Source organism: Pseudomonas psychrophila, from assembly GCF_001043005.1.
Lineage (GTDB): Bacteria > Pseudomonadota > Gammaproteobacteria > Pseudomonadales > Pseudomonadaceae > Aquipseudomonas > Aquipseudomonas psychrophila.
Genome location: NZ_JYKZ01000007.1, coordinates 137,768 through 160,333, shown reverse-complemented (window position 1 = coordinate 160,333; position 22,566 = coordinate 137,768). Strand labels below are relative to the sequence as shown.

Annotated in this window: 19 protein-coding genes and 1 pseudogene; 15 read left to right on the top strand and 5 right to left on the bottom strand. The window is 55.2% G+C overall.

Annotated features, from left to right (window positions below):
- The first annotated feature begins 47 nt into the window (after positions 1–47).
- From TU76_RS16755 to TU76_RS16725, 7 genes are all read left to right on the top strand, one after another.
- A complete protein-coding gene (locus tag TU76_RS16755; RefSeq protein WP_048352144.1) occupies positions 48–1,535 on the top strand; it encodes an MFS transporter in 1,488 nt (495 codons plus the stop codon).
- Positions 1,536–1,698: 163 nt separating this feature from the next.
- Complete coding sequence (locus TU76_RS16750; RefSeq protein ID WP_048352143.1) at positions 1,699–3,429, top strand: PAS domain-containing sensor histidine kinase; 1,731 nt, start codon at positions 1,699–1,701, stop codon at positions 3,427–3,429.
- Positions 3,414–3,803: a response regulator gene (locus TU76_RS16745; protein ID WP_048352142.1), complete on the top strand. Its 390-nt coding sequence runs from the start codon at positions 3,414–3,416 to the stop codon at positions 3,801–3,803. The genes TU76_RS16750 and TU76_RS16745 overlap by 16 nt, the downstream gene beginning before the upstream one ends.
- A 9-nt stretch (positions 3,804–3,812) precedes the next feature.
- On the top strand, positions 3,813–5,927 hold the full coding sequence (locus TU76_RS16740; protein WP_048352141.1) for an EAL domain-containing response regulator: 2,115 nt from the start codon (positions 3,813–3,815) through the stop codon (positions 5,925–5,927).
- A gap of 309 nt (positions 5,928–6,236) precedes the next feature.
- Positions 6,237–6,722: an Hcp family type VI secretion system effector gene (locus TU76_RS16735; RefSeq protein ID WP_019822546.1), complete on the top strand. Its 486-nt coding sequence runs from the start codon at positions 6,237–6,239 to the stop codon at positions 6,720–6,722.
- A 20-nt stretch (positions 6,723–6,742) separates the two neighbouring features.
- Positions 6,743–7,441 carry a DUF4225 domain-containing protein gene (locus tag TU76_RS16730; RefSeq protein WP_037031692.1) on the top strand — a complete coding sequence of 233 codons (699 nt, stop codon included), beginning with the start codon at positions 6,743–6,745 and terminating at the stop codon, positions 7,439–7,441.
- 493 nt (positions 7,442–7,934) lie between these two features.
- Positions 7,935–9,038 carry an alkene reductase gene (locus TU76_RS16725; RefSeq protein WP_048352140.1) on the top strand — a complete coding sequence of 368 codons (1,104 nt, stop codon included), beginning with the start codon at positions 7,935–7,937 and terminating at the stop codon, positions 9,036–9,038.
- A gap of 92 nt (positions 9,039–9,130) precedes the next feature.
- Here the strand turns inward: TU76_RS16725 and TU76_RS16720 are convergent, their stop codons facing one another.
- On the bottom strand, positions 9,131–10,051 hold the full coding sequence (locus TU76_RS16720) for a LysR family transcriptional regulator (protein ID WP_048352139.1): 921 nt from the start codon (positions 10,049–10,051) through the stop codon (positions 9,131–9,133).
- A gap of 82 nt (positions 10,052–10,133) precedes the next feature.
- Positions 10,134–10,574: a nuclear transport factor 2 family protein gene (locus tag TU76_RS16715; RefSeq protein ID WP_019822564.1), complete on the bottom strand. Its 441-nt coding sequence runs from the start codon at positions 10,572–10,574 to the stop codon at positions 10,134–10,136.
- Positions 10,575–10,813: 239 nt separating this feature from the next.
- Between TU76_RS16715 and TU76_RS16710 the strand changes: the two genes are divergently transcribed.
- The 3 genes from TU76_RS16710 (at position 10,814) to TU76_RS16700 (ending at position 14,622) form a co-directional block, all read left to right on the top strand.
- Positions 10,814–11,866: a LacI family DNA-binding transcriptional regulator gene (locus TU76_RS16710; protein WP_037031773.1), complete on the top strand. Its 1,053-nt coding sequence runs from the start codon at positions 10,814–10,816 to the stop codon at positions 11,864–11,866.
- Positions 11,867–12,120: 254 nt separating this feature from the next.
- Entirely contained in the window at positions 12,121–13,434 is a 1,314-nt protein-coding gene (locus TU76_RS16705; RefSeq protein ID WP_088500116.1) for an MFS transporter, read from the top strand.
- Positions 13,435–13,461: 27 nt separating this feature from the next.
- On the top strand, positions 13,462–14,622 hold the full coding sequence (locus tag TU76_RS16700) for an L-talarate/galactarate dehydratase (RefSeq protein ID WP_048352138.1): 1,161 nt from the start codon (positions 13,462–13,464) through the stop codon (positions 14,620–14,622).
- A gap of 93 nt (positions 14,623–14,715) precedes the next feature.
- Here TU76_RS16700 and TU76_RS16695 read toward each other — a convergent pair whose 3' ends face one another.
- Entirely contained in the window at positions 14,716–15,618 is a 903-nt protein-coding gene (locus TU76_RS16695) for a LysR family transcriptional regulator (protein WP_048352137.1), read from the bottom strand.
- Positions 15,619–15,725: 107 nt separating this feature from the next.
- Here TU76_RS16695 and TU76_RS16690 point away from each other — a divergent pair, with 107 nt between their 5' ends.
- Both TU76_RS16690 and TU76_RS16685 read left to right on the top strand, forming a co-directional pair.
- A complete protein-coding gene (locus TU76_RS16690; protein ID WP_048352136.1) occupies positions 15,726–17,081 on the top strand; it encodes an MFS transporter in 1,356 nt (451 codons plus the stop codon).
- A complete protein-coding gene (locus TU76_RS16685; protein ID WP_019822573.1) occupies positions 17,078–18,352 on the top strand; it encodes a glucarate dehydratase family protein in 1,275 nt (424 codons plus the stop codon). Before TU76_RS16690 ends, TU76_RS16685 begins: the two co-directional genes overlap by 4 nt.
- Positions 18,353–18,684: 332 nt before the next feature.
- Here the strand turns inward: TU76_RS16685 and ycaC are convergent, their stop codons facing one another.
- The gene (ycaC, locus tag TU76_RS16680; protein WP_019822574.1) at positions 18,685–19,311 is read right to left on the bottom strand and encodes an isochorismate family cysteine hydrolase YcaC; all 627 of its coding nucleotides are present in this window, start codon (positions 19,309–19,311) and stop codon (positions 18,685–18,687) included.
- Between the two features lie 449 nt (positions 19,312–19,760).
- Here ycaC and TU76_RS16675 point away from each other — a divergent pair.
- Positions 19,761–20,282: pseudogene (locus TU76_RS16675) on the top strand (LLM class flavin-dependent oxidoreductase); the annotation flags it as partial.
- Positions 20,283–20,306: 24 nt separating this feature from the next.
- Here TU76_RS16675 and TU76_RS24855 read toward each other — a convergent pair.
- Positions 20,307–21,191 (bottom strand): AraC family transcriptional regulator, encoded by an 885-nt coding sequence (locus tag TU76_RS24855; protein WP_019822577.1) that lies wholly within the window; start codon positions 21,189–21,191, stop codon positions 20,307–20,309.
- Positions 21,192–21,329: 138 nt separating this feature from the next.
- On the opposite strand from TU76_RS24855, the gene TU76_RS16665 reads away from it, so the two are divergent.
- Together TU76_RS16665 and TU76_RS16660 are read left to right on the top strand one after the other, a co-directional pair.
- Entirely contained in the window at positions 21,330–22,073 is a 744-nt protein-coding gene (locus TU76_RS16665; RefSeq protein ID WP_019822579.1) for an SDR family NAD(P)-dependent oxidoreductase, read from the top strand.
- A 17-nt stretch (positions 22,074–22,090) separates the two neighbouring features.
- Positions 22,091–22,492, top strand: coding sequence for a VOC family protein (locus TU76_RS16660; protein WP_048352135.1), 402 nt, complete (start codon positions 22,091–22,093; stop codon positions 22,490–22,492).
- The last annotated feature ends 74 nt before the right edge of the window (positions 22,493–22,566 follow it).

Here is a 22,566-nt window from a genome sequence, read left to right as displayed (position 1 = left end):
AGGTCTCTATTGTGTCTAGTGGTCATTCAAACCGTTGGTTAGTCCTCATGTCGGTCATTCTGGCTTTTATGCCGATAGTCCTGGATTACACCATTCTTCATGTCGCGGTTCCGTCACTTACCCTTGCGTTGCAAGCGACAGGTACCGAGATTCTGTGGATCATCGACATCTATCCTTTATTGATGGCCAGCCTGCTCATCCCCATGGGCACGCTGGCGGACAGGGTCGGTCACCGCCGTATGCTGTTGGCTGGACTGGGTATCTTCTGTACCGGTTCGATCCTGGCTGCCTTCTCGCCCAATGTCGGAGCGCTGATAGGAGCACGAGCATTCATGGCATTTGGCGGCGCCATGGTGATGCCCAGCGTCCTCGCGATTATTCGACAAACTTTTGAAGATGAAAGCGATCAGGCTGTCGCTCTTGGAATATGGGGCGCTGTTGCTTCAACCGGCGCCGCCATTGGACCCTTGGTTGGCGGCGCATTGCTTGAGCATTTCTGGTGGGGGGCGGTGTTCCTGATCAACGTGCCTGTGATGCTCTTGGTCATACCGTTAGTCATCGCCTACATCCCGCGCCGAAGTGTGGTCGGCAACGGAAACTGGACCATCGGGCAGTCTGTGATTCTGATCCTTGGTGTCATGGCAAGTGTTTACGCCCTCAAGTCGGGTTTCAAGACCAACAGCTCCCTGGCAGTAACCGGTGCATGCTTTTTATTCGGAGCACTGATGCTTGCCTGGTTTGTACGCAAACAGCTTCACACTTCGACACCAATGCTTGACCTGACCCTTTTTTCTATTCCGGCGGTCAGCACGGGTATCGTCATGGCTGTGGTCACAATGGGGGCACTTGCCGGGTTCGAATTGTTGCTGGCCCAGGAACTACAGTTCGTTATGGGCCGTACCCCCCTGGAAGCCGGAATATTCATGATGCCGTTAATGATTGCAGCAGCAGTCGGCGGGCCTCTTGCGGGCGCCATCCTCCGGGCAATTGGCCTGAGGTGGGTTGCGAGTTGCTCATTGTTGGTTGCGGCTGGAAGTCTGGTCGGGTTGGCCCAAATACACCTGGGAAGCGGCGGGGCTAGCGTTGTTGTGATGTTGGTAGCATTGGGGCTCTCGCTCAGCATTGGCTTGACCGCATCGTCGGTAGCGATCATGAACAGTATTCCAATGGAGAAGGCTGGCTCTGCCGGAGCCCTTGAAGCCACGAGTTACGACCTGGGCACCGGATTGGGTATAACCGTGTTCGGTATTCTTCTGGTATCCACTTATGAAAAATCAATACTTTTGCCTGACGGCATTCCAACAGCCATTGCCGAGACTGCCGGGCGCTCAATTGGTGAAACGCTGGTTGCCGCACACAGTATTGGCGGCATTCAAGGGCAGCAGCTCATTGCAGCAGGGCAAAAGGCGTTTAGTGCTTCTCACAGCCTGGTCTTGCTAACAGCGGCTGCGCTGGTCGGGGCGTTGAGCATATTGGTCTGGTTCGTATTGAGACATCACAAAAGCAGATCGGCTAATTCGCGTACAGTCAGTTGAAACCTGAAGGCTGAGTAAACGACGAAAGCGTCCCTGCTTAGCCTCATCCCAGCACCTCTGCTATCGTGTACAAACCTCTAGTCGCTCATTCGGGTGATTTGCGTAAGCACGCTTTACGGCACCGTCATGACGGTCAGGTTGCGAGTTAACGGGAAACGAACCAATGGACACTCCGCCTGTAGACCGTCCGCCCAACGAACCCCTGTCACGTGCGGAGAAAATCGTCGAGTTTCGCCGACAGAAAACCTTGCTCAAGACCGGCGCCCTCCAGGACGCAATCTTCAACAGTGCCTACTTTTCCAGCATCGCTACCGATGAAAAAGGCGTTATCCAGATCTTCAACGTCGGCGCCGAACGTATGCTCGGTTACCAGTCTGAAGACGTGGTTAACCTGATCACTCCGGCCGATATCTCCGACCCAACAGAATTGATCGCTCGCGCAGCCGCCCTGAGCCTTGAGCTCAACACGCCGATCACACCTGGCTTCGAAGCACTGGTGTTCAAGGCCTCTCGCGGGATTGAAGACATCTATGAGCTGACCTATATCCGCAAGGATGGCAGTCGCCTCTCGGCAATGGTGTCGGTGACCTCGTTGCGCGACAGCGCAGAAACCATCATCGGTTATTTGCTGATCGGCACCGATAACACCGCGCGCAAACAAGAGGAAGCGACCCAGGCCTTGCTGGATCAGCGTTTGCGCGACCAGCAGTTTTACACGCGCTCGTTGATCGAATCGAACATCGACGCCCTGATGATGACGGATCCTCAGGGCATCATTTCCGACGTAAACAAACAAATGATGGCGCTTACCGGCCGTACCCGGGACGAATTGATTGGCGCGCCGTGCAAGAACTTTTTCACCGATCCGGCCCGCGCCGATGCTGCAATCAAGCGTGTGCTCAGTGAAAACAAAGTCAGCGACTATGAACTCACCGTGCGCGCTTACAACGGCACTGAAACCGTTGTTTCCTATAATGCAGCGACTTTTCACGACCGGGATCGCAAGCTGCAAGGGGTATTCGCGGCAGCCCGTGACGTGACTGAGCGCAAGCGCTTTGAGCGGACCTTGGAAGAGAAGAATATCGAGCTTGAACACGCCAGCCACATGAAGTCCGAATTCCTCGCCACCATGTCCCATGAACTGCGCACGCCGCTGAACGCCGTCATCGGCTTTTCCGAAGCGCTCAAGGACGGCATGGTCGGCGACATGACCGAGACCCAGCGCGAGTACATCAGCGACATTTTCAACAGCGGCCAACATTTGCTGTCGCTGATCAATGACATCCTCGACCTGTCCAAAGTCGAAGCCGGGATGATGGAACTGGAGCTGGAACCCGTCGAACTGCAAAGCGTGCTGAGCAACAGCTTATTGATCGTGCGCGAAAAAGCCGCATTGCAACGCATTCAGTTGAAACTCGACACCGATGTCGAACTCGGCAGCTTTGAGCTCGACCTGCGCAAAACCAAACAGATCGTCTACAACCTGCTGGCCAATGCCGTGAAATTCAGCGCGCCAGGAGGGGTGGTGACGTTGGCGGTACGCCAAGTAACGCGCGAACACGTAGGGATTCTCGAAGGGGATTGGCCCGTGCATGGCTTCGAGGTTCACGACAGCGATTACGACGCCTTCCTGGAGTTGAGCGTCAGTGACACCGGTATCGGTATTGCCCAGAGCAATATGGACAAGTTGTTCAAGGCTTTTAGTCAGATCGACAGCAGTCTGGCGCGTAAATTCGAGGGCACCGGCCTGGGCCTGGCAATGGTCAAACAGTTGACCGAATTGCATGGCGGCAGTGTCGCGGTAGCCAGTAGGGAAGGGGCAGGCGCACGATTCGTGGTTTGGCTGCCGATACGCCGTTTAACCACTGTGGAGGCGCCATGGCCGAGATCCTGATTGTCGAAGACAACGCCGCCAACATGAGACTGGCTCGCTTGCTGCTGACCAGCGCCGGCCACAGCGTGATTTGTGCGGCTGATGCTGAAACCGGTCTGAAACTGGCACGCGAGCTTCAGCCTGCGCTGATTCTGATGGACATCCAGTTACCGGGTATGGACGGGCTCAAAGCCACTTCCTTGCTCAAAAGCGACGCGTTGACCGCCGCCATCCCGGTGATCGCACTCACCGCCATGGCCATGAAGGAGGATGAAGAAAAAACCCGTCAGGCGGGGTGTAACGCTTACATCATCAAACCTCTGCGCTACAGGGAACTTTACCGGGTCATCGACACGTTGCTGCAAGACAATCTGCCTCAACAGCCCTCTGACTGAGCTCTCCACATGCCTAACTCTGCCGCGACCATATTGATAGTCGATGATGAAGACCATGTCCGCAAACTGCTGAAGATCCTGCTGCAGAACCAGGGCTATCACACGTTAACCGCCAGTTCGGGCGAAGAGGCCCTTGTCGTGGTCGCAGAACAACCGCCAGACTTGATTCTGCTCGATATCATGATGCCGGGCATGGACGGTTTCGAAGTGGCCTCCCAGCTCAAGACGAACAAGGCCACCTCCAACATCCCGATCATTATGCTGTCTGCTCTTGATAAGCAAAGTTCGCGTATTTCAGGCCTGGAAGCTGGCGCTGAAGATTTCCTGAGCAAACCTGTGGAAAGTGCAGAGTTGTGGCTGCGGGTGCGCAACCTCTTGCGGCTCAAGGCTTTTGGCGATTATCTGAAAAGCCATAGCCTGATGCTGGAAGAGCAACTGCAACAACGCACCATCGACCTTGAGCGTTTTCGCTCGGCGATGGACGCCTCGGGAGATGCCATTTTTTTGATCAATCGCAGCAGCATGCGCTTGATCGAGTTCAACCGACGCGCCTGCCAGGTACTGGGCTACACCGTCGAAGAACTGCTATGCAAAACACCCGCCGACCTCAGCGATGACTCCATCGAACACCTAAAGGTGTTGTATGACCAGATCATCGCGGGCAAGGGCCCCAGTGAAGCCACGGAAACGCAGATCCGCTGCAAGGACGGGAGTTTGCTCCCGGTAGAAATTCATCGCCAGGCCTACAAAACGGGGGACGACTGGATCATCGTCGGTATTGCCCATGACATCACTGAGCGCAAGGAAGCCGATCAGCGCATATTGAAAATGGCCCATTACGATACGTTGACCGGGCTCCCGAATCGAAAGCTGTTTTTCACCACCTTGCAGATGGGATTGACCCAAGCCTCCCTCAGTGATTGGCAGTTGGCGGTGGTGACGGTTGATCTGGACGACTTTAGTAGCGTCAACGAAGCCTGGGGCCACCAACTGGGTGATCGAATGTTGACGCAGGTGGGGCAGCGACTGACCAACTGCCTTAATGTGAGCGACACATTGGGGCGCATGGATGGTGACGAGTTTGCGTTGATCCTGATGATTCGCGAGGGCCAGGCAGACCCCCTGCAAACCGTCGAGCGCATACGCGAAACACTGCGTGAGCCTTTTAAGCTCGGTAGTCAGTCGACTGCGATGACCGCCAGTTTTGGCATTGCACTGTACCCGGATGACGGGAACGACGCGCACGGGTTGATCAGGCACGCGAACACCGCCATGCACCGTGCAAAGAAGATCGGCAGGGATAATTACCGTTTCTACACGGCGCAAATGAATGACGACGCGTCAGCGCGCCAAACGATGGAAACCGCCTTGCGAGAGGCGGTGAAACAACAGACCTTTGAGCTGTTTTACCAACCCAAGATCAGTCTGCTCGATGACAGTGTATGTGGGGTGGAGGCCTTGTTGCGCTGGGAACAGCCGGGGCAGGGCACTATCTCGCCAGCGGTGTTTGTGCCAATGCTGGAACACCTTGGACTGGTTACCCAGGTCGGCAATTGGGTGATCAATCGTGTGTGTAAGCAAATCGCCGATTGGCAACGGACAGGCGAGGGGGGTATTCAGGTAGCGGTTAATGTGTCCTTCCAGCAGATCATCAAGGGCGATCTGATCGCCATCATCCAGCAGGCGCTGATCGAGCATCAGATCGATGCGCACTGGCTTGAAATCGAGCTGACGGAAAGCTCGCTGATGGAGAACACTTCGCACACCATCGCCAGCTTGCAGACCCTGAAAGAACTGGGGGTGAAGGTGTCCATAGACGATTTCGGTACCGGATATTCGAGCCTCGCGTACCTGCGACGATTCCCGATCGATAAACTAAAGATCGACATCGCCTTCATCCGCGAAGTGACCACTAACCCCCAGGACGCAGCCATTGCCAAGACAATTATTGAATTGGCCCATAGCCTCAACCTGCAAGTGATCGCCGAAGGTGTGGAGACCCCTGATCAGCTGGATTTTCTGACGAAAAACGGCTGCGATCAGGTGCAAGGCTATCTTTTCAGCAAGCCACTGCCGGTTCTTGAGCTAGAAGCTTTCTTGCGCGCGCGAGGGTGTTTTACTTAGATCACTGCAGGCAGTGCAATCCAAAAATGCGCCTCCCAGCAGGGCGCATCCATGATTCATACCTGTAATTCAGATTCAACATTTCAGAATACTTGGAATTGCGCAGATAGCCCTGCTCCTGGACTTTTCCTGGATAGAACAATTGCGTATCTCGGTTTCGCGATGAACCCGCAGAGTTATCTAGTCAGGAATTTAGCCAAGCCGCCGGTAAGAATTTGGCATATTTCTGATATGACTTTAAGAAATGTCCTACGGCGCGCCTGAAACTCTTGCAATAAGATGTTCGGCTGACTAAAAGGAGCGATATATATGGCTAATCATGGTTACATGACGATCACCGGCAAGGCTCAAGGACTTATTTCAGCAGGTTGTTCAACCCAGGAATCTATTGGCAATAAATGTCAGACCGGTTATGCCGACGAAATTATGGTGTTGTCTTACACCCACAACATGATCAACATTGGAAATATCGATAAGCCAACACACAGCCCAATTCTTATCACCAAAAATGTTGACAAATCATCTCCACTGTTAGCTCAAGCACTCTCATCCAGAGAGGAAATAAACTGCACAATCAGTTTTTATCGAGTGTCCTCTTTTGGCCTGCAGGAAAAATTCTATTCTGTTTCGATCACAGGCGGAATTATAGCCAACCTGACACTTGAAATGCCCCACGCTATTTTGGAGCACGACGCCGAGCCACAAGAACATGTAGCAATCCGTTACCGAGACATCACGTGGATCCACCACGTTGCTGGTACCAGTGGATATAGCACGTGGGGAAATAACGAATAAAACCAACACCCGAAAGTTGCATGCCTGGTAGCTGTGACTATTGGATGGTCAGTGCCGCAGCTGGAAAACTTGGAAGCCAAGCCAGTACATTAGGCGTAAGACACATTAAAGACGGCACGCTGCGTTTACAATTCAACCGCGAAGTCGCTTATTATGCCAAAAGCATTGTTGATGATGTTTCACAGGGTAAAAAAAGCCCTGAGCAGGGTCTACTGGAACTCAAAAACGAACAGAGTAGCCTGCTGAGCCAGTCATTTGAGATTGCTCAAAAAGGCGTGGGAGCTATTGCCGGGGCATTTCAAATCGCAACAGGAGCAGGCATCTGCTACGGTTCAGCCGGTACGTTGTGCCTATTAGTAGGTGTCCCCTTGATCGCACATGGCGCTAATAACCTCTATGAGAACGGACGTAACCTTATAAAAAACCGTTCTGACACCCGAGGTCCTATCAGGAAAGTTTATCAGGAGGGTGCAGAGCTACTCGGTGGCGGCGCATTTGAAGGAAATATGGCTTATGGCACTGTTGATTTAGGACTTTCTGCATATGGCGTCGTGAGAATGGCATTAAAGCCAGATGCTTGGTGCCTGTTTAGATATATCAACACTGATTATATAAGGGCGTATAAGACAATGGGCAGTAGCGCACTTGCATTTGAAGGGATTAGTGATAGCGTTACAGGCAGATCAATGTACATGGAGTACAAGGCTAATGATAAATAGCACTGTAACGTCAGTCGTGTATCTAGTGCTCTCTTTGGCGGCACTCACTTCCTTATATTTTCTATCGAGATTTTATTCTGGCGAACGGTTCAAATGGAGATGGTTTTTTATATGCTTATCTCTGACTATCTTCTTCGGGTCATTTCATATGAGTACCGTTAAATATGGATATGATCTTATTTTTCCTGCACTAAAACCTATCCTTCAAAATAATGATGCAGTTGGATGGATCGCATTTGTAAGTATTTTCCTGCACACATGCTGTGTTCCCACCCAATACGAGCCTAAGCGCTGGTTTTCACGAAAGAAAACTCACATCTGATCAGTCCCGCTCAGAGTAACCGTTCCACGTGAGCCCGGCTTGCCGTAACGCCTATTAGATTTCAGACCCACATTCCACAATGATTGGAATTCAACGTGGATTATCGAACAGGAGAGACTGAGTATATTGGCTCCTCCCGGCGCTTCGAAGCGCTCCACTTCAGAGGCCTCCATGAGTATTCTTTTTTCGCCCTTCACGCTTTGCGGTCTTACGTTGAAAAATCGCGTCGTCATGGCTCCGATGACTCGCGCGCGTGCGCTGAATGACATTCCCGATGACTTGACAGTGCTTTACTACCGCCAGCGAGCTGGCGCCGGCCTTATCGTCAGTGAAGGTGTTCCTGTTTCTATTCAGGGACGGGGCTATCTCTTCAACCCCGGTCTTTACAATCAGGAACAGGTTGAGGGATGGAAGCGCGTAACCCGGGCAGTCCATGAAGAAGGCGGGAAAATTTTCGCCCAACTCTGGCACGTGGGCCGTGTGTCCCATACGACGTTACAGCCAGACGGCGGGGCGCCTGTTTCATCGAGCCATAAACTCGCGGCCAACTCCCTGGCCTATGCCTACAACGAGGAACACGAGCCAGGTCAGATCCAGGCCAGTGCTCCGCGAGCGCTTTCTACAGAGGAAATCCCGGGCATCACGAATGACTTTGTCCAGGCTGCTCGCAAAGCGATGGAAGCCGGTTTCGATGGCGTCGAAATTCATGGCGCTAACGGGTATTTGTTCGAACAGTTCATCAACCCAACGGTCAACGATCGCACAGACCATTACGGCGGTTCGATTCAGAACAGAATCCGTTTGCTGCTGGAAACCATTGATGCGGTTGCCCAGGAGGTAGGCCGCGCCAAAGTAGGTGTGCGTATTTCTCCATTTGGCCGTCTCTTCGACATGGCTCCGTTCGACGATGAGGCCCAAACCTGGGTTGAAGTCGCCCGTGGGATTCAACAGCGGGATATCGCCTACGTCCATTTGAGCGATCAGTTGACCATTGGTGCCGAGGGCATGCCTGACGGATTTGCGAGGAGTTTTCGTGAAACATTCCGGGGTACGTTGATCGCTGCTGGCGGCTTTGATCGCGAGTCTGCAGAACGTGCCCTTGAATCCGGGGAGCTGGATTTAATCGCTTTCGGTCGACCGTTCATTGCAAACCCCGACCTAGTGGAGCGAATGAAGAACGGCTGGCCCCTTGCAACACCTGATCGATCAACGTTCTACGGCAGCAGCGGTAAAAAAGGCTATGTCGATTATCCAGTGTATGAATCTGTCGAATAGTCACGATTCATGATGCATGCGGGACAACATTTCTCGGGTTTCATCCGGGAAGTGTTGTCCGGCAGCAGGCAGGGTGTCTCCATCGGATACACCTAGTCGGGCCTGAAAATGATTGAGTCCCGCTGGGCTAGTGCCAACAGTTCATCAACGATCATTCTGATCTTCGGTTGAATGTACCGTGTTCGTGGCCAGATCACATGGATGGGCATCTCGGCGCCAGCGTAACGTTCAAGAACAGGAACCAGTGCACCCTGTTCGATTGAGTCCTGAACCAGCCAGGTGGGGAGTTGGGCGAGTCCTCCGCCTGCGTGGGTCATCTTCAGCATCATCTCACCGTCCCCTATCTCATGTTTGACGCGCACCTCTTGCTCAAATGTCTGGCCGTTTTCATCAATCAACATCCAGGTTTTTCGGGTGCCGTTACGCCAGCCTACGATGCAGTCATGTTGCAGAAGGTCGTTTCGATTTTGAGGTGCTGCGTGTCTGGCCAGGTAGTCTGGCGTTGCACAGATCAACAAACGTTGGCTGCCCAGTTTTCGAGCCACTATGTCCCCATCGTCCTTCAAGGTTCCGATTCTCACCACGAGATCGATGCCATCGTTGACGATATCCACCAGCCGCTCACTGAAGCTGACCGACAGATCGAGCTTTTGGTATCGAACAGACATATCGATCAGGGTAGGCAGGATGTGACGTCGGCCAAAGGTCGCAGGCAGATCAACCCGCAGGCGACCGATGGGTTCTTGCTGTCCTGTAGTCAGCAGGCCCTGGGTTTCAGCCAGTTCGTCCATCACCCGCAAGCAGCTCGCCAGGTAGGTTTCTCCTTCTTGAGTGAGCGTCAAACGGCGGGTTGTACGATGCAACAGCTTGACCCCCAGTCGCGCTTCCAGGCGGCTCACGCTTTTTCCCACTGCGGAGCTGGTCACGCCAAGTTCAAGCCCGGCGGCTGTAAAACTGAGTAGCTGTGCGGCGGCTACGAACTCCCGAATACCGTCAAAGGTGTTGTCCGTCATTATGGAGTCCAGTTCTGTAATACATGGGATTCAACCCGTTTTATCGCCCGATCATACACAGATAATGCCTTTGCTAACGCAGTCAGCTGCCTGCCGGCCAGACGACTTCCAGGCGGGTGTGGGTAATGCGCCATTCGCCGTCGATACGTGTGTACTCATCCGCGTAGATACCGAGCAGCAACAACGGGTTAGGGTCAGGTTTTGAGGCCGTTTCGAAGTCGATCAAGTAGCAGCGGCCTTGTGCGGTATCCGGCCCCGTGAGCTGGACCCAGTGGTTGGTGATCGCATGCATGAAGGGATAATTTTCTCGATGATCTCGATCGTACAATTTGAACGCGTCATTGAGACCGGACTGTATGGCCTCGATACCCTCCATCTTGCCGACAGTGACCTCCACTACCGCATCCGCGGAGAAGACCTGGTCGAGTGCGGCAATGTTATTGCCGTCGAGCAAGTGCGCGTAGAGCGTTCTAAGGTTGCGGATTTGTTCGCGGTCCAACAGTTCTTTGAGGTAGATGTCCATGATCAGAAGCCTCTGTCGTTAATGAATGGTTTGCGCCTGCCGGGTCATCCAAACCGGCAAACAGTATTGCTGCCACTCTAGACAGAGTTCGAATGGAAGATAATCCAGGTTCTATTCCAATCATTTAATCCCCTAAGGATGAAATGATTGATTATGTGGCGGCCTTTGGTAAATTCGCCCAGCAAACAGCATGCATCGCACGTAGCATCCTCTTCTGGGCTTCAGATTCGGAAATCTTCATGGCAAAAAAACCAGCAGCACCCGCTACCGAGCGATCGATCACAGCACCCAAGAAGGGGGCCAGCCTTACCTTGATCGATGTTGCCAAGGTTGCCGGCGTTTCGCCCATGACCGTTTCAAGGGCACTGCATCGACCGGAATTGGTCACCGAACAGACGCGAGACAAAGTGCGTGAAGCCGTGCGACAGACCGGGTACGTCTCGAACATGCTGGCGGGTGGGCTGGCGAGCAATAAAAGCCGACTGGTGGCGATTTTCCTGCCGACCATTGCCAACTCGATTTTTGCCGACACCGTGCAGGCACTGATGGATCGCTTGACTCAAGCGGGCTACCAGACCTTGCTGGGTTTGACTGGCTACTCTGCCGAAGAAGAAGAAAGGCTGCTCGAAGCGGTGCTCGGGCGGCGCCCGGATGGCATTGTCCTGACCGGCACACTCCACACCGAGTCCAGCCGTTTGCGGCTGGCGCAGGCGGGCATCCCGCTGGTTGAGGCGTGGGATCTGAGTGAAGATCCTCTGGACATGCTCGTCGGTTTCTCCCACGAAAAGGTGGGGGAGGAGACCGCACGCCATTTGGTCAAGAAGGGCTATAAGCGTTTCTCCGTGGTCACAATCAGTGACCCCCGTGGCCTGCGCCGTTGCAACAGTCTGATTGGCGAACTGAAACGCCTGGGTATTGAACAAGTGCCTATGGAAGTCTTGGCGCCACCCGCCACACTTGAAGTCGGCAGGGAAGGGCTGCGACGCCTGCTTGGGCGCCCAGTGCAGCCGGATATCGTGGTGTGCAGCTCGGATACTGTTGCGCAAGGGGTGCTGGCTGAAGCCGCCAGTCGCGGGATGCAGGTGCCTGCTGATCTTGCGGTCATGGGCTTCGGGGATTTGAGCAGTGCGGCTCAGGTTTACCCGGCATTGTCGACCGTCAGCGTCGATGGCAAGAAGATTGGCCTGCAGGTGGCGCAAGCGCTGCTGGAGCGCTTTGAACACCCACTGGGCAGCCATGACCCCGTGCGAATCGATACCGGTTTCACCCTCATCGATCGCGCCAGCACCTGAACCCGGAATGTGCATATTTTGATTAAGGTCACTGTTGAATGATTGCGCAATCAGTGTAATATCCGCCCAAGGCCCTACTGGACAGGGCCTTTTTCCAGTCCACGTATGATTGCGCAATCATTGCTCAATCACCACGCTATCAGGAGCTGTAAGGGCAACGCAGATTCAACGCTGTACTCACAATAAGGAAAATAATAGTGATCAACCCTACGCAATCGGTAGCGAAGACAAATGTCCGCTATCTCATCCTGGTGATGATCTTCATCGTCACCGTATTCAACTATGTTGACCGGGCCACGCTGTCTATCGCGGCCCCAAGCATGCGCGCAGACCTCGGTTTTGATGCCATGACCATGGGTATCGCCTTTTCGGCCTTCGGCTGGGCTTATACCTCGATGCAACTGCCTGGCGGCATCATCCTCGACCGGTTCGGCTCACGCCTTGTCCTGGGGCTGAGCCTGATCATCTGGTCGCTGTTTACCTTCCTGCAAGGCTACGTTGACCTGTTCAGTTCGGCGTTTCTCGCGCTGTTTGTATTGCGCTTCATGATGGGCGTGGCGGAAGCGCCGGCGTTTCCGGCAAACAACCGTCTGACCGTGATGTGGTTCCCGCGCAATGAGCGGGGCCTGGCGACGGCGGTGTTCCAGTCTGCGCAGTATTTTGCCTTGGCCGTGTTCACCCCGTTGATGGTCTGGCTGGTCAGCACCTGGGGTTGGCAGCACGTGTTCTGGGTGACGGGGGGCGCCGGTATCCTGATTGGCTTCCTGTGGTTCCGCATGGTTCAGGAACCGCGTAAAGACAAGCGCGCCAACCAGGCTGAAATCGACTACATCGAAGCCGGGGGTGGCTTGCCAACCATCGGTGACGTGAAAACTCCGTTCAGCTGGAAGCGCATGAAGGCCATCGGTGGCAACCGAATGATGGCGGGGATCTATCTGGGGCAGTTTTGCCTGACATCGATTACCTGGTTCTTCCTGACCTGGTTCCCCACTTACCTGATCGAAGCCAAAGGCATGACCATGCTCAAGGTCGGCCTGGTCGCGGCCATTCCACCGATCGCCGGCTGCCTGGGCGGCATGATTGGCGGTGTGTGGTCGGACTGGATGTTGCGCAAAGGCTTCAGCCTCACCGCCGCACGAAAGACGCCGATCATCTGTGGCCTGTTGCTCTCCAGCAGCATCATGGTCGCCAACTACACCCAGTCGATCACATTGGTCATCCTCGTGATGTCGGTTGCCTTCTTTGCCAAGGGCGTGGGCAACCTGGGCTGGTGCATCGTTGGAGACGTCTCTCCGGCGAAGGCGATGGGGGTCAGCGGCGCGATGTTCAACTTCTGCGGCAACCTGGCCAGCATCGTCACGCCCATTGCCATCGGCGTAATGATCAACCAGCTGGGCTCTTTCGATGTGGCGCTGATGTATGTCGCGGCCATGGGGTTGCTGGGCGCGTTTTCCTATCTGTTTATCGTCGGGCCCCTCAAGCGCCTGCAACTGGATGACTGTCAAGAATCGCCAGCCACTGCTGTTGATGACGCGCCAGTAACGCCTTCCTCACACCTTCGTACCTGATCTCTTTTCACCTTCAAGGAGAGCGCCATGCTCGCACAACCACTTCCAGTCAAATCCTCCGACGATGATCGCATTGCCTGGGTTCGGGTATCTTCGGTCATTCTGCCGCTGGCCAACCCCATCAGTGATGCCAAGGTGCTGACCGGTCGGCAAAAGCCGATGACAGAGATCGCCATCCTGTTTGCTGAAATCAAAACGGTCGATGGTCACAGCGGCCTTGGCTTCAGTTACTCCAAACGGGCAGGTGGGCCAGGCCAGTTTGCCCACGCCAAGGAAATCGCACCGGCGCTGATTGGCGAGAACCCGAGTGACATTTCAAAACTGTGGACCAAGCTGTGCTGGGCGGGCGCGTCGGTCGGGCGCAGCGGCATGTCGACCCAGGCCATTGGTGCCTTCGACGTGGCGCTCTGGGATTTGAAAGCCAAGCGCGCCAATCTGTCACTGGCCCGATTGCTTGGCGCCCAACGTGATTCGGTGCGTTGCTACAACACCTCGGGTGGTTTTCTTCATACTCCGCTTGAACAATTGATGAAGAACACCGACCTGTCCCGTGAGAAAGGCATCGGCGGGATCAAGCTAAAAGTCGGGCAGCCGGACTGTGCGCTCGACATCAAGCGCGTCAGTACGGTCCGCAAGCACCTGGGTGAGCATTTCCCCCTGATGGTTGATGCCAACCAGCAATGGGATCGGCCGACGGCCCAGCGCATGTGCCGTCAGTTTGAAGAGTACAACCTGATCTGGATCGAAGAACCGCTGGACTGCTATGACGCCGAAGGTCATGCCGCGTTGGCACAACAATTCGATACGCCGATCGCCACCGGTGAAATGCTCACCAGCGTTGCCGAGCATGCCGAATTCATCAAACTGCGCGGTGCGGACTTCTTGATGCCCGATGCACCACGGGTAGGCGGTATTACGCCGTACCTGAAGGTTGCTTCAATGGCCGAGCAGGCGGGACTCATGTTGGCGCCGCACTTCGCCATGGAGTTGCACGTACACCTGGCGGCGGCCTATCCGACCGAGCCTTGGGTGGAACATTTTGAATGGCTGGAGCCGCTGTTCAACGAACGCCTGGAAACCCGCGACGGCCGGATGATGGTACCGACCCGCCCGGGCCTGGGACTGACGCTGAGCGAGCAGGTGAAACCGTGGACCGCTCAAACCTGCGAGGTCGGCGCACGGCCCTGAATGACGCAAACCCGGGTGGCGTTTGCCACTTAACGTAAGCGCCAGTGCTGCGATCAACCGCAGCACTGGCGATTTACCTCGCGCCCAAAGGCGCTACTCACCCCAACCTTCGCGCACTGCCCGGCGTATGGCTTCGAGCAACATGGCAAACGCGGGGTTGTCGTTATTTTCTCGCCAAATCAGGTGCAATTCACTTTGCACCCCTTCGCCCAGATCGATATCGCGAAAAATCACGTTCTTGAACACCACACTGCTTGCACAGCGCGGCACCAGGGCCAAGCCCATCCCGGCATTGACCAGCGCCAGAATGGTGAGCGATGAACCGAGCCATTGCACGTACTCCGGTGCCACGCGAGCTGATCGCAGCATGCCCGTCAGCAGTTCGTTGAACGGTGGATACGCTGCGTGGGAATACATCAGGAAGGGCTGGGCATCCAAGTCTTTGACTGAGATATCGCTGGCCTGGGCTAACTGGTGATGCCGGGGCAGCGCCAGCACAAAGGGTTCGCGAACAAGGCACTCGGTGGCGTAACCGGGCTCCAGCAGCGGTGCCCGGGCGATGCCCAGATCGACTCGGCGTGCGCGCAACGCTTCATGCTGTTGGTAGGTGTTCATCTCTGAGAGGTCAATTTTGACCTGGGGTTGCTTGAGCCTGGCTTCGGCAATGACCTTTGGCAAAAACTCATACACGGCGCTGCCTACAAAACTGATGTTGACCGAACCGATATCACCCTCTGCGAAGCGTCGGGCGTTGGTCGCCGCTTGCTGGGCACGCTCAAGCAGGTTTTGTGCTTCGATGAAAAAAGCCCGGCCCGCTGCGGTCAGGGCCACGCTACGGGTGGTGCGGGTAAACAGTTCCACGCCCAGGTGGTGCTCCAGCAATTGAATCTGCCGACTGAGGGGCGGCTGGGTCATGTTCAACCGTTCAGCCGCGCGCCGAAAGTTAAGTTCTGTGGCCACCGTGGTGAAGCAGCGCAGCTGGGTCAATTCGAACATTGATCTAATCCTGGTATCAATCGAATGCCAAGTTAGATTAGACGGGAACAATGTGCGCGTCCATCATCGGGCTGTCCCTAAAAAAACAATGATTGGGAGTTGCCCCTTTGAATACCCTTCACCCGATGCCTGACGCTACGGTACTTGCCCGGGCCGCGTCCAAGGTAAAGCGTCATGTTCTGCCCTTGTTTGTGGTGATGTTCATCGTCAACTACATCGATCGGGTCAATATTGGCTTTGTCCGCAGTCATTTGGAAACCGATCTGGGCATTGGCGCCGCCGCTTATGGTCTGGGAGCCGGGTTGTTCTTCATTGGTTACGCGATCTTCGAAGTGCCTTCCAATATGCTGCTGCAGCGCTACGGTGCAAGAGCCTGGTTGACCCGCATCATGTTCACGTGGGGCGCGGCGGCAATGGCGATGGCTTTTGTGCGCGGTGAAACCAGTTTCTATGTGCTGCGCTTTATTCTGGGCGCGGCAGAGGCGGGCTTCTTCCCGGGGATCATTTACTACTTCACTCAGTGGTTGCCGTCGACTGAGCGGGGTAAGGCGATGGCGATCTTCCTGAGCGGCTCGGCGATTGCCTCGGTGATCTCCGGCCCGGTGTCCGGTGCCCTGTTACACGTAAGTGGTTTTAGCCTGCACGGCTGGCAATGGATGTTCCTGATAGAAGGTTTTGCCTCGATTGTTCTCTGCGCGTTCGTCTGGTTCTGGCTGCAATCCCATCCTCGTGACGCGAAATGGTTGAGCGAAGAAGAGAAGGGCGCATTGATCAACGAGATTGCTCTGGAGCAACAAGCCCGTGAGGCGGTGCTGACAGTCAAGCCTTCGATGTTAAGGCTGCTGGCCGACAAGCAGATCGCCTTGTTTTGCTTCATCTACTTCTCCATTGCCCTGACCATTTATGGCGCGACATTCTGGCTGCCCAGCATGATCAAAAAGATGGGCAGTTTTGATGATTTCCAGGTTGGGCTGTTCAACTCGATTCCGTGGTTGATTTCCATTGTTGCCATGTATGGCTTTGCCGGAATGGCCAGCAAATGGAAACACCAGCAGGCTTGGGTCGCGCTGACGCTGGTGATTGCCTCGCTCGGTATGTTCATGTCGACTACAGGCGGCCCTGTGTTCGCCTTTATCTCCATCTGTTTCGCCGCGATTGGTTTCAAGGCAGCTTCAGCGCTGTTCTGGCCGATTCCTCAGGGCTATCTGGACGCACGTATTGCGGCGGCTGTCATCGCGTTGATCAACTCCATCGGTAATCTTGGCGGGTTCGTTGCTCCTACCGCGTTCGGCTTTCTGGAGCAAACCACGGGCTCTATCGAGGGTGGTCTGTACGGGCTTGCAGCCACATCGCTCCTGGCGGCGGTGGTGATATTTTTTGTTCGCACGACGCCGGCTGGCCAAGCTCAATCCACTGCTACTCACAACACCTTGAAAATCGACCCTGCGGGAGCCGCTTCTTGAAAATCACACGAGTGACCGTCACCCCCATCGCCTTCCGTGATCCACCGTTGCTCAATGCCAGCGGTATTCACGAACCCTATGCCCTGCGCTCCATCATCGAAATAGAGAGTGACACTGGCTATATCGGCCTCGGTGAAAGCTATGGCGACGCCCCTGCGCTGGCGATCCAGCAGCAGTTGCAGGCGCAATTGATAGGCCTTGACCCGTTCAACCTGAATCAGTTGCGGGCAATCGTCCGGGCTACCGTGGCAGCCCACGCACCGCAGAGTATTGCTGGCGCGGAGCTGGCGCCCGGCTCTCACGCGAGCAAGGCCGTCAGCAATGCTTATTCGGCGTTCGAAGTCGCGTTTCTGGACCTGCAAGCGCGTTCCTTGAATGTGCCCCTGGTGGATTTGCTGGGTGGCGCAGTACGCGATGAAATCCCGTTCAGCGCCTACCTGTTTTTCAAGTATGCGCAGCATGTGGATTCGCCTTACCAACCTGACACTTGGGGCGAGGCGCTGAACGAGGAACAGATCGTCGCCCAGGCACGAAGAATGATTGAGGCTTACGGCTTCAAGAGCATCAAGCTCAAGGCCGGGACTCTACCCCCCGAGCACGAAGTGTCGTGCATCAAAGCCCTGAAGCAAGCCTTCCCGGGCTACCCGTTACGCATTGACCCCAATGGTAACTGGTCTCTGGAAACCTCAATCCGGATGGCGCAGTTGTTGGGTGACGACCTGCAATATTACGAAGATCCAACCCCTGGTCTGGAGGGTATGTCCGAGCTGCACAGACTCACTGGTTTGCCGTTGGCAACGAACATGGTCGTCACCGACTTTGACGAGTTCCGGCGCAGCGTTGCCCTCGACAGTGTGCAAATTGTTTTGGCCGATCATCATTACTGGGGCGGCCTGCGGGATACTCAGCACCTGGCCAAGATGTGCCAGACATTTGGTGTTGGCGTATCCATGCACTCCAATTCACACCTGGGTATCAGCCTGATGGCAATGGCCCATGTTGCCGCGTCAGTGCCCAACCTGGACTATGCCTGCGACACTCACTATCCGTGGCAAGAGCCTGATGAAGAGGTGGTCAAAGGCGGAAAGATACCCATCGTTGATGGTTGCGTGAAAATCACTCGTGCGCCGGGACTGGGGCTTGAGCTGGATTATGAGCAATTGGCAAAGTTGAATGATCTGTACCTCACTTGCGGCATTCGACAGCGCGATGATGTGAAACAAATGCAGCGGTACAAGCCTGACTGGCAAGCGCTAAAACCTCGGTTCTGAGGACTTCGAGTGGCTGTGTTCAGCGGGCAGTCGTAGAGGTGCTGAGAGATCAGGTTTTGGATCGGGTTGTTGCTGCTTCTGGGCGCTCTGTTTGCAGTCTTGATGGACCGATTGCGAGCTAATAGGCAAAAAGGCCCGCAGAGCAGCAATAATGTTCACTCAAGAGCAACGCGGCTCAAGTGTGGGAGCGGACTTGCTCGCGAGGGTCTTCAGTGCGCCGCATTTACTTGGTAAATACGCGTCACCGTTAACGACCATCGCGAGCAAGCCCGCTCCCACAGAGACAGAAATCACTTTAGTGAACAACATTGCCGTGAACGCTATGCCGGTTTTCAGCGAGCCGTCAGGGCTGAATAACTGTTCATCAGGTTCCGGTAGTTGGGAATACGCTGAGACAGCAGGTTGCCCAGGCCTTCAATGTCGTTGCGCCAATCGCGTTGCAGCTCACACGCTACCGAGAACCAGTTCATCATCTGGGCGCCAGCCTGGCTCATGCGGTTCCAGGATGCCTGTTGCACCGTGGTGTTGAACGTCCCCGAAGAGTCAGTTACCACGAACACGTCAAACCCTTCAGCCAGTGCCGACAACGTTGGAAACGCTACACAAACATCTGTTACCACACCGGCGATGATCAGTTGCTTGCGGCCCGTTGCCTTGATCGCCTTGACGAAGTCTTCGTTGTCCCAGGCGTTGATCTGGCCAGGTCGAGCGATGTACGGCGCGTCGGGGAACATCTCCTTGAGTTCGGGTACCAGCGGGCCGTTGGGGCCTTGTTCAAAACTGGTGGTGAGGATGGTAGGCAATTCGAAGAATTTCGCGACGTCAGCCAGGGCCAGCACATTGTTTTTGAACTCATTGGGCGTGAAGTCTTGCACCAGAGAGATCAAGCCTGTCTGGTGGTCGACCAGCAGAACTACGGCGTCGTCTTTGTTCAGGCGGTTGTAGGTTGCGTTAGTCATGGTGGAGTCCTTTTTCGAAGTGGCTGGTGGATGTCGTTCAGCGATGAGTTCAGATTAATGTTCTGATCAGCGACGAAAAAGCACCTGAAAAACGATTAACTGTCCACCTGAGTGAGACAGTGGCACTTCAGTACTTATGATTAGCGAGCAGGGTGCTTGGACAGGAAATAACCGGTGGTGCGCAGTTGAAGGCTGTACACCTAAACGGGTGTTGTAAATACCCTGGGAATGCCGGGTAGAAACATCCGTCTGGGGCGGCGTAGGGAACGGAAAGAGAGGCAACTGTTGTCAGCGAAACAGTTGATTAACAATCTGCCCGGTGGGCGACACTCTGGCGCCTCATAAAAGTTATAAGCCATTGATTTAAATCGATATATAGAAGTGGCACGGTTGCTACTCCAGTCCTTGTGCAGGTGCCGCGGTGGCCTCTGTCACCACGAGGGCGGGCAATGAGTCAGGACAATATCAAGTTTGCCTACTGGGTTCCCAACGTCAGCGGGAGACTTGTGATCAGCAAGATCGAACAACGCACCAGCTGGGACATCGATTACAACCGCAAGCTGGCGCAAATCGCCGAAAAGGCCGGATTCGAGTACGCCTTGTCACAGATCCTTTTTACAGCCGGTTATGGCGCCGAAAATCAGCATGAGTCGGTGACCATCAGCCACGCTCTGTTGGCCGCCACCGAGAAGCTCAAAGTGATCGCTGCCATCCTGCCTGGGCCCTGGAGTCCGGTGCTGGCGGCCAAACAGCTGGCCACCATCGACCAGTTCACCAACGGGCGGGTCGCGGTCAATATCCTGTCGGGCTGGTTCAAGGACGAGTTTCGGGCCATTGGCGAGCCTTGGCTGGAACACGATGAGCGCTATCGTCGCTCGGAAGAGTTCATCCAGGCGCTCAAGGGCATTTGGACCCAGGACAACTTCAGTTTTCATGGCGACTTCTACCGCTTCCATGACTTCACGCTCAAACTTGAAGTTCCGCTGGCTAGCGTCTTAGGGCCCTCGTTTCCCGAGGATTCTCCCGGCATCTTGTGCAGGAGGAAGCCCGAACACCCGCGCATAATCCCTACTGAATTGCGTCGCACTTTCATAACCGACCTCGAAGGCCGCCGCCATGACGCTCTTGGCATTGGCCACCATCAGTGTTCTGGCCTGGAGCAGGCGAACCCGTTTTTGATACTGCAAAGGGCTCAGACTGGTGACTGCCTTGAAGTGGCGGTGAAATGCCGAAACACTCATTGATGCCCGTTCCGCCAAGCGGTCCACGCCAATGGGCTGCGCGAAGTCACGGCGGATCCATTGGATCGCCATGTTGATTCGAGCCATTGCCGTATCCGGTGCCGCGATCTCTCGCAACATCCAGCCATGGGGGCCTTGGAGCACGCGGAAGATAATTTCTCGCTCATACACCGGGGCCAGGGCTGCTATGGCGTCGGGGTCGCCCATCAAGCGCAACATTCGAACCCAGGCATCCATCAGGTCGGTTGTGACTGGCGCTACGCAAAACCCAAGACGGTGCTCAACGCGGCCGGCAGGTTTAGGCAGGTCGGCAAATAGCGTCGACAGCACAATCGGGTCAAGAGTCAGACTAACTGCCAAGTAAGGTTCTCCGGATACCCCAGGATGCACAGCCCCCACCGCTGGCAAATCAATGGACATGACAAAATAGGTGGCAGGGTCATACCGAAGCGTTTGGTCTCCCACGGTCATGCTCTTGCTGCCTTGCAGAATCACATTGATCATCGGGTCATAGACCGCCGCCAACATATGCTCGGGGATTTTTCCCTGAACCATGGCAACTCGGGGGATACCCGTTTCGGTCCGGCGATTTTCAGCCTTGGCCGCGAGCGACCGGAGTTCATCAAGTTGATTATCCATGCCTGGCATGCTGATGGTAGAACCCGGCGCCTTGCAAGCAAAAAGTAGAAACAGGCAGATTTGGAGTAGGAATGGGTACGACCCTGGCGATCGTGATGAGTACTGTGGGGGCACATATAAACCACAGAGGAACATCAGATGAGCGTAATCGTCATTACCGGTGGCAGCCGTGGAATCGGTGCCAGTGCCGCCGAGCACATTGCTCTGCGCGGTATGGGAGTCATCCTGACCTACAACGCTAATCCCCAGGCTGCAGCCACAGTCGTGAGACGTATCGAGCGTGTCGGCGGCAAGGCTGTCGCTCTCAAACTCGACGTAGCCGATGTTGGCAGCTTCGAGGCGTTTCGGCAGTCAGTGGAGCTGACTTTACGGAACACCTGGGATGCCACCACCCTGAGTGGCCTGGTTAACAACGCCGGCTACGGTCTGTTCAATCCCTTGGAAACTGTCACCGAGGGGCAGTTCGATGACCTGTTCAACGTGCACCTCAAAGGGCCGTTTTTCCTGACCCAAACCCTACTGCCACTTCTCGCGCAGAACGCCAGTATCGTCAACCTGACCAGTGCCACCACCCGCGTCGCCACCGCGGGTGTGGCACCTTATGCGGCGTTCAAGGGCGGTCTCGAAGTGCTTACCCGTTACATGGCCAAAGAGTTCGGCGAGCGGCGCATACGGGCCAACGCCGTATCACCCGGCGCCATCCGCACCGAATTGGGAGGCGGACTGAACGATGAGTTCGAGGCGATGTTGGCGGCGCAAACGGCACTCGGCCGGGTCGGCGAGCCGGAAGACGTCGCGCGTGTCATCGCCATGTTGCTGTCAGAAGAGGGCGCCTGGATCAATGCCCAGACTCTTGAAGTTTCCGGCGGCTACAACATCTGAATACTGAGGATTTTGCCATGCTGGATCATATCTTTTTGTCCGTGAGCGATATCCCACGGTCCATCCGTTTCTACGAAGCGGCCCTGACCCCGCTAGGAATCACCGCACGCCTGGATTACGACGGCAAGGACGGGCCACCGGAACATCCGGACCTAAAAGGCTTCGGTGCCAATGGCCGGATGTTTTTATGGTTACGTGAAGGTGCTGTCGAAGGGCGCGCGGTACATGTAGGTTTTGTCGCGAACAGCAAGGCTGAAGTTGATGCAGCCTATGCCGCTGCCATGCACCAGGGAGCGGTCGACAACGGCCTGCCTGGCGCACGCTTGCACTACGACCCTGACTACTACGCTGCCAATGTGCTGGATCCGGATGGGTACAGCCTCGAATTCGTCTACAAAAAATGGCAGCACGCCCAATGAGCATACTTCTCAATGACCGCGAGCAAAGCCATAAAAAACCAACCAGGCGCAGGTCAGTCAGAGCGATGATGAAT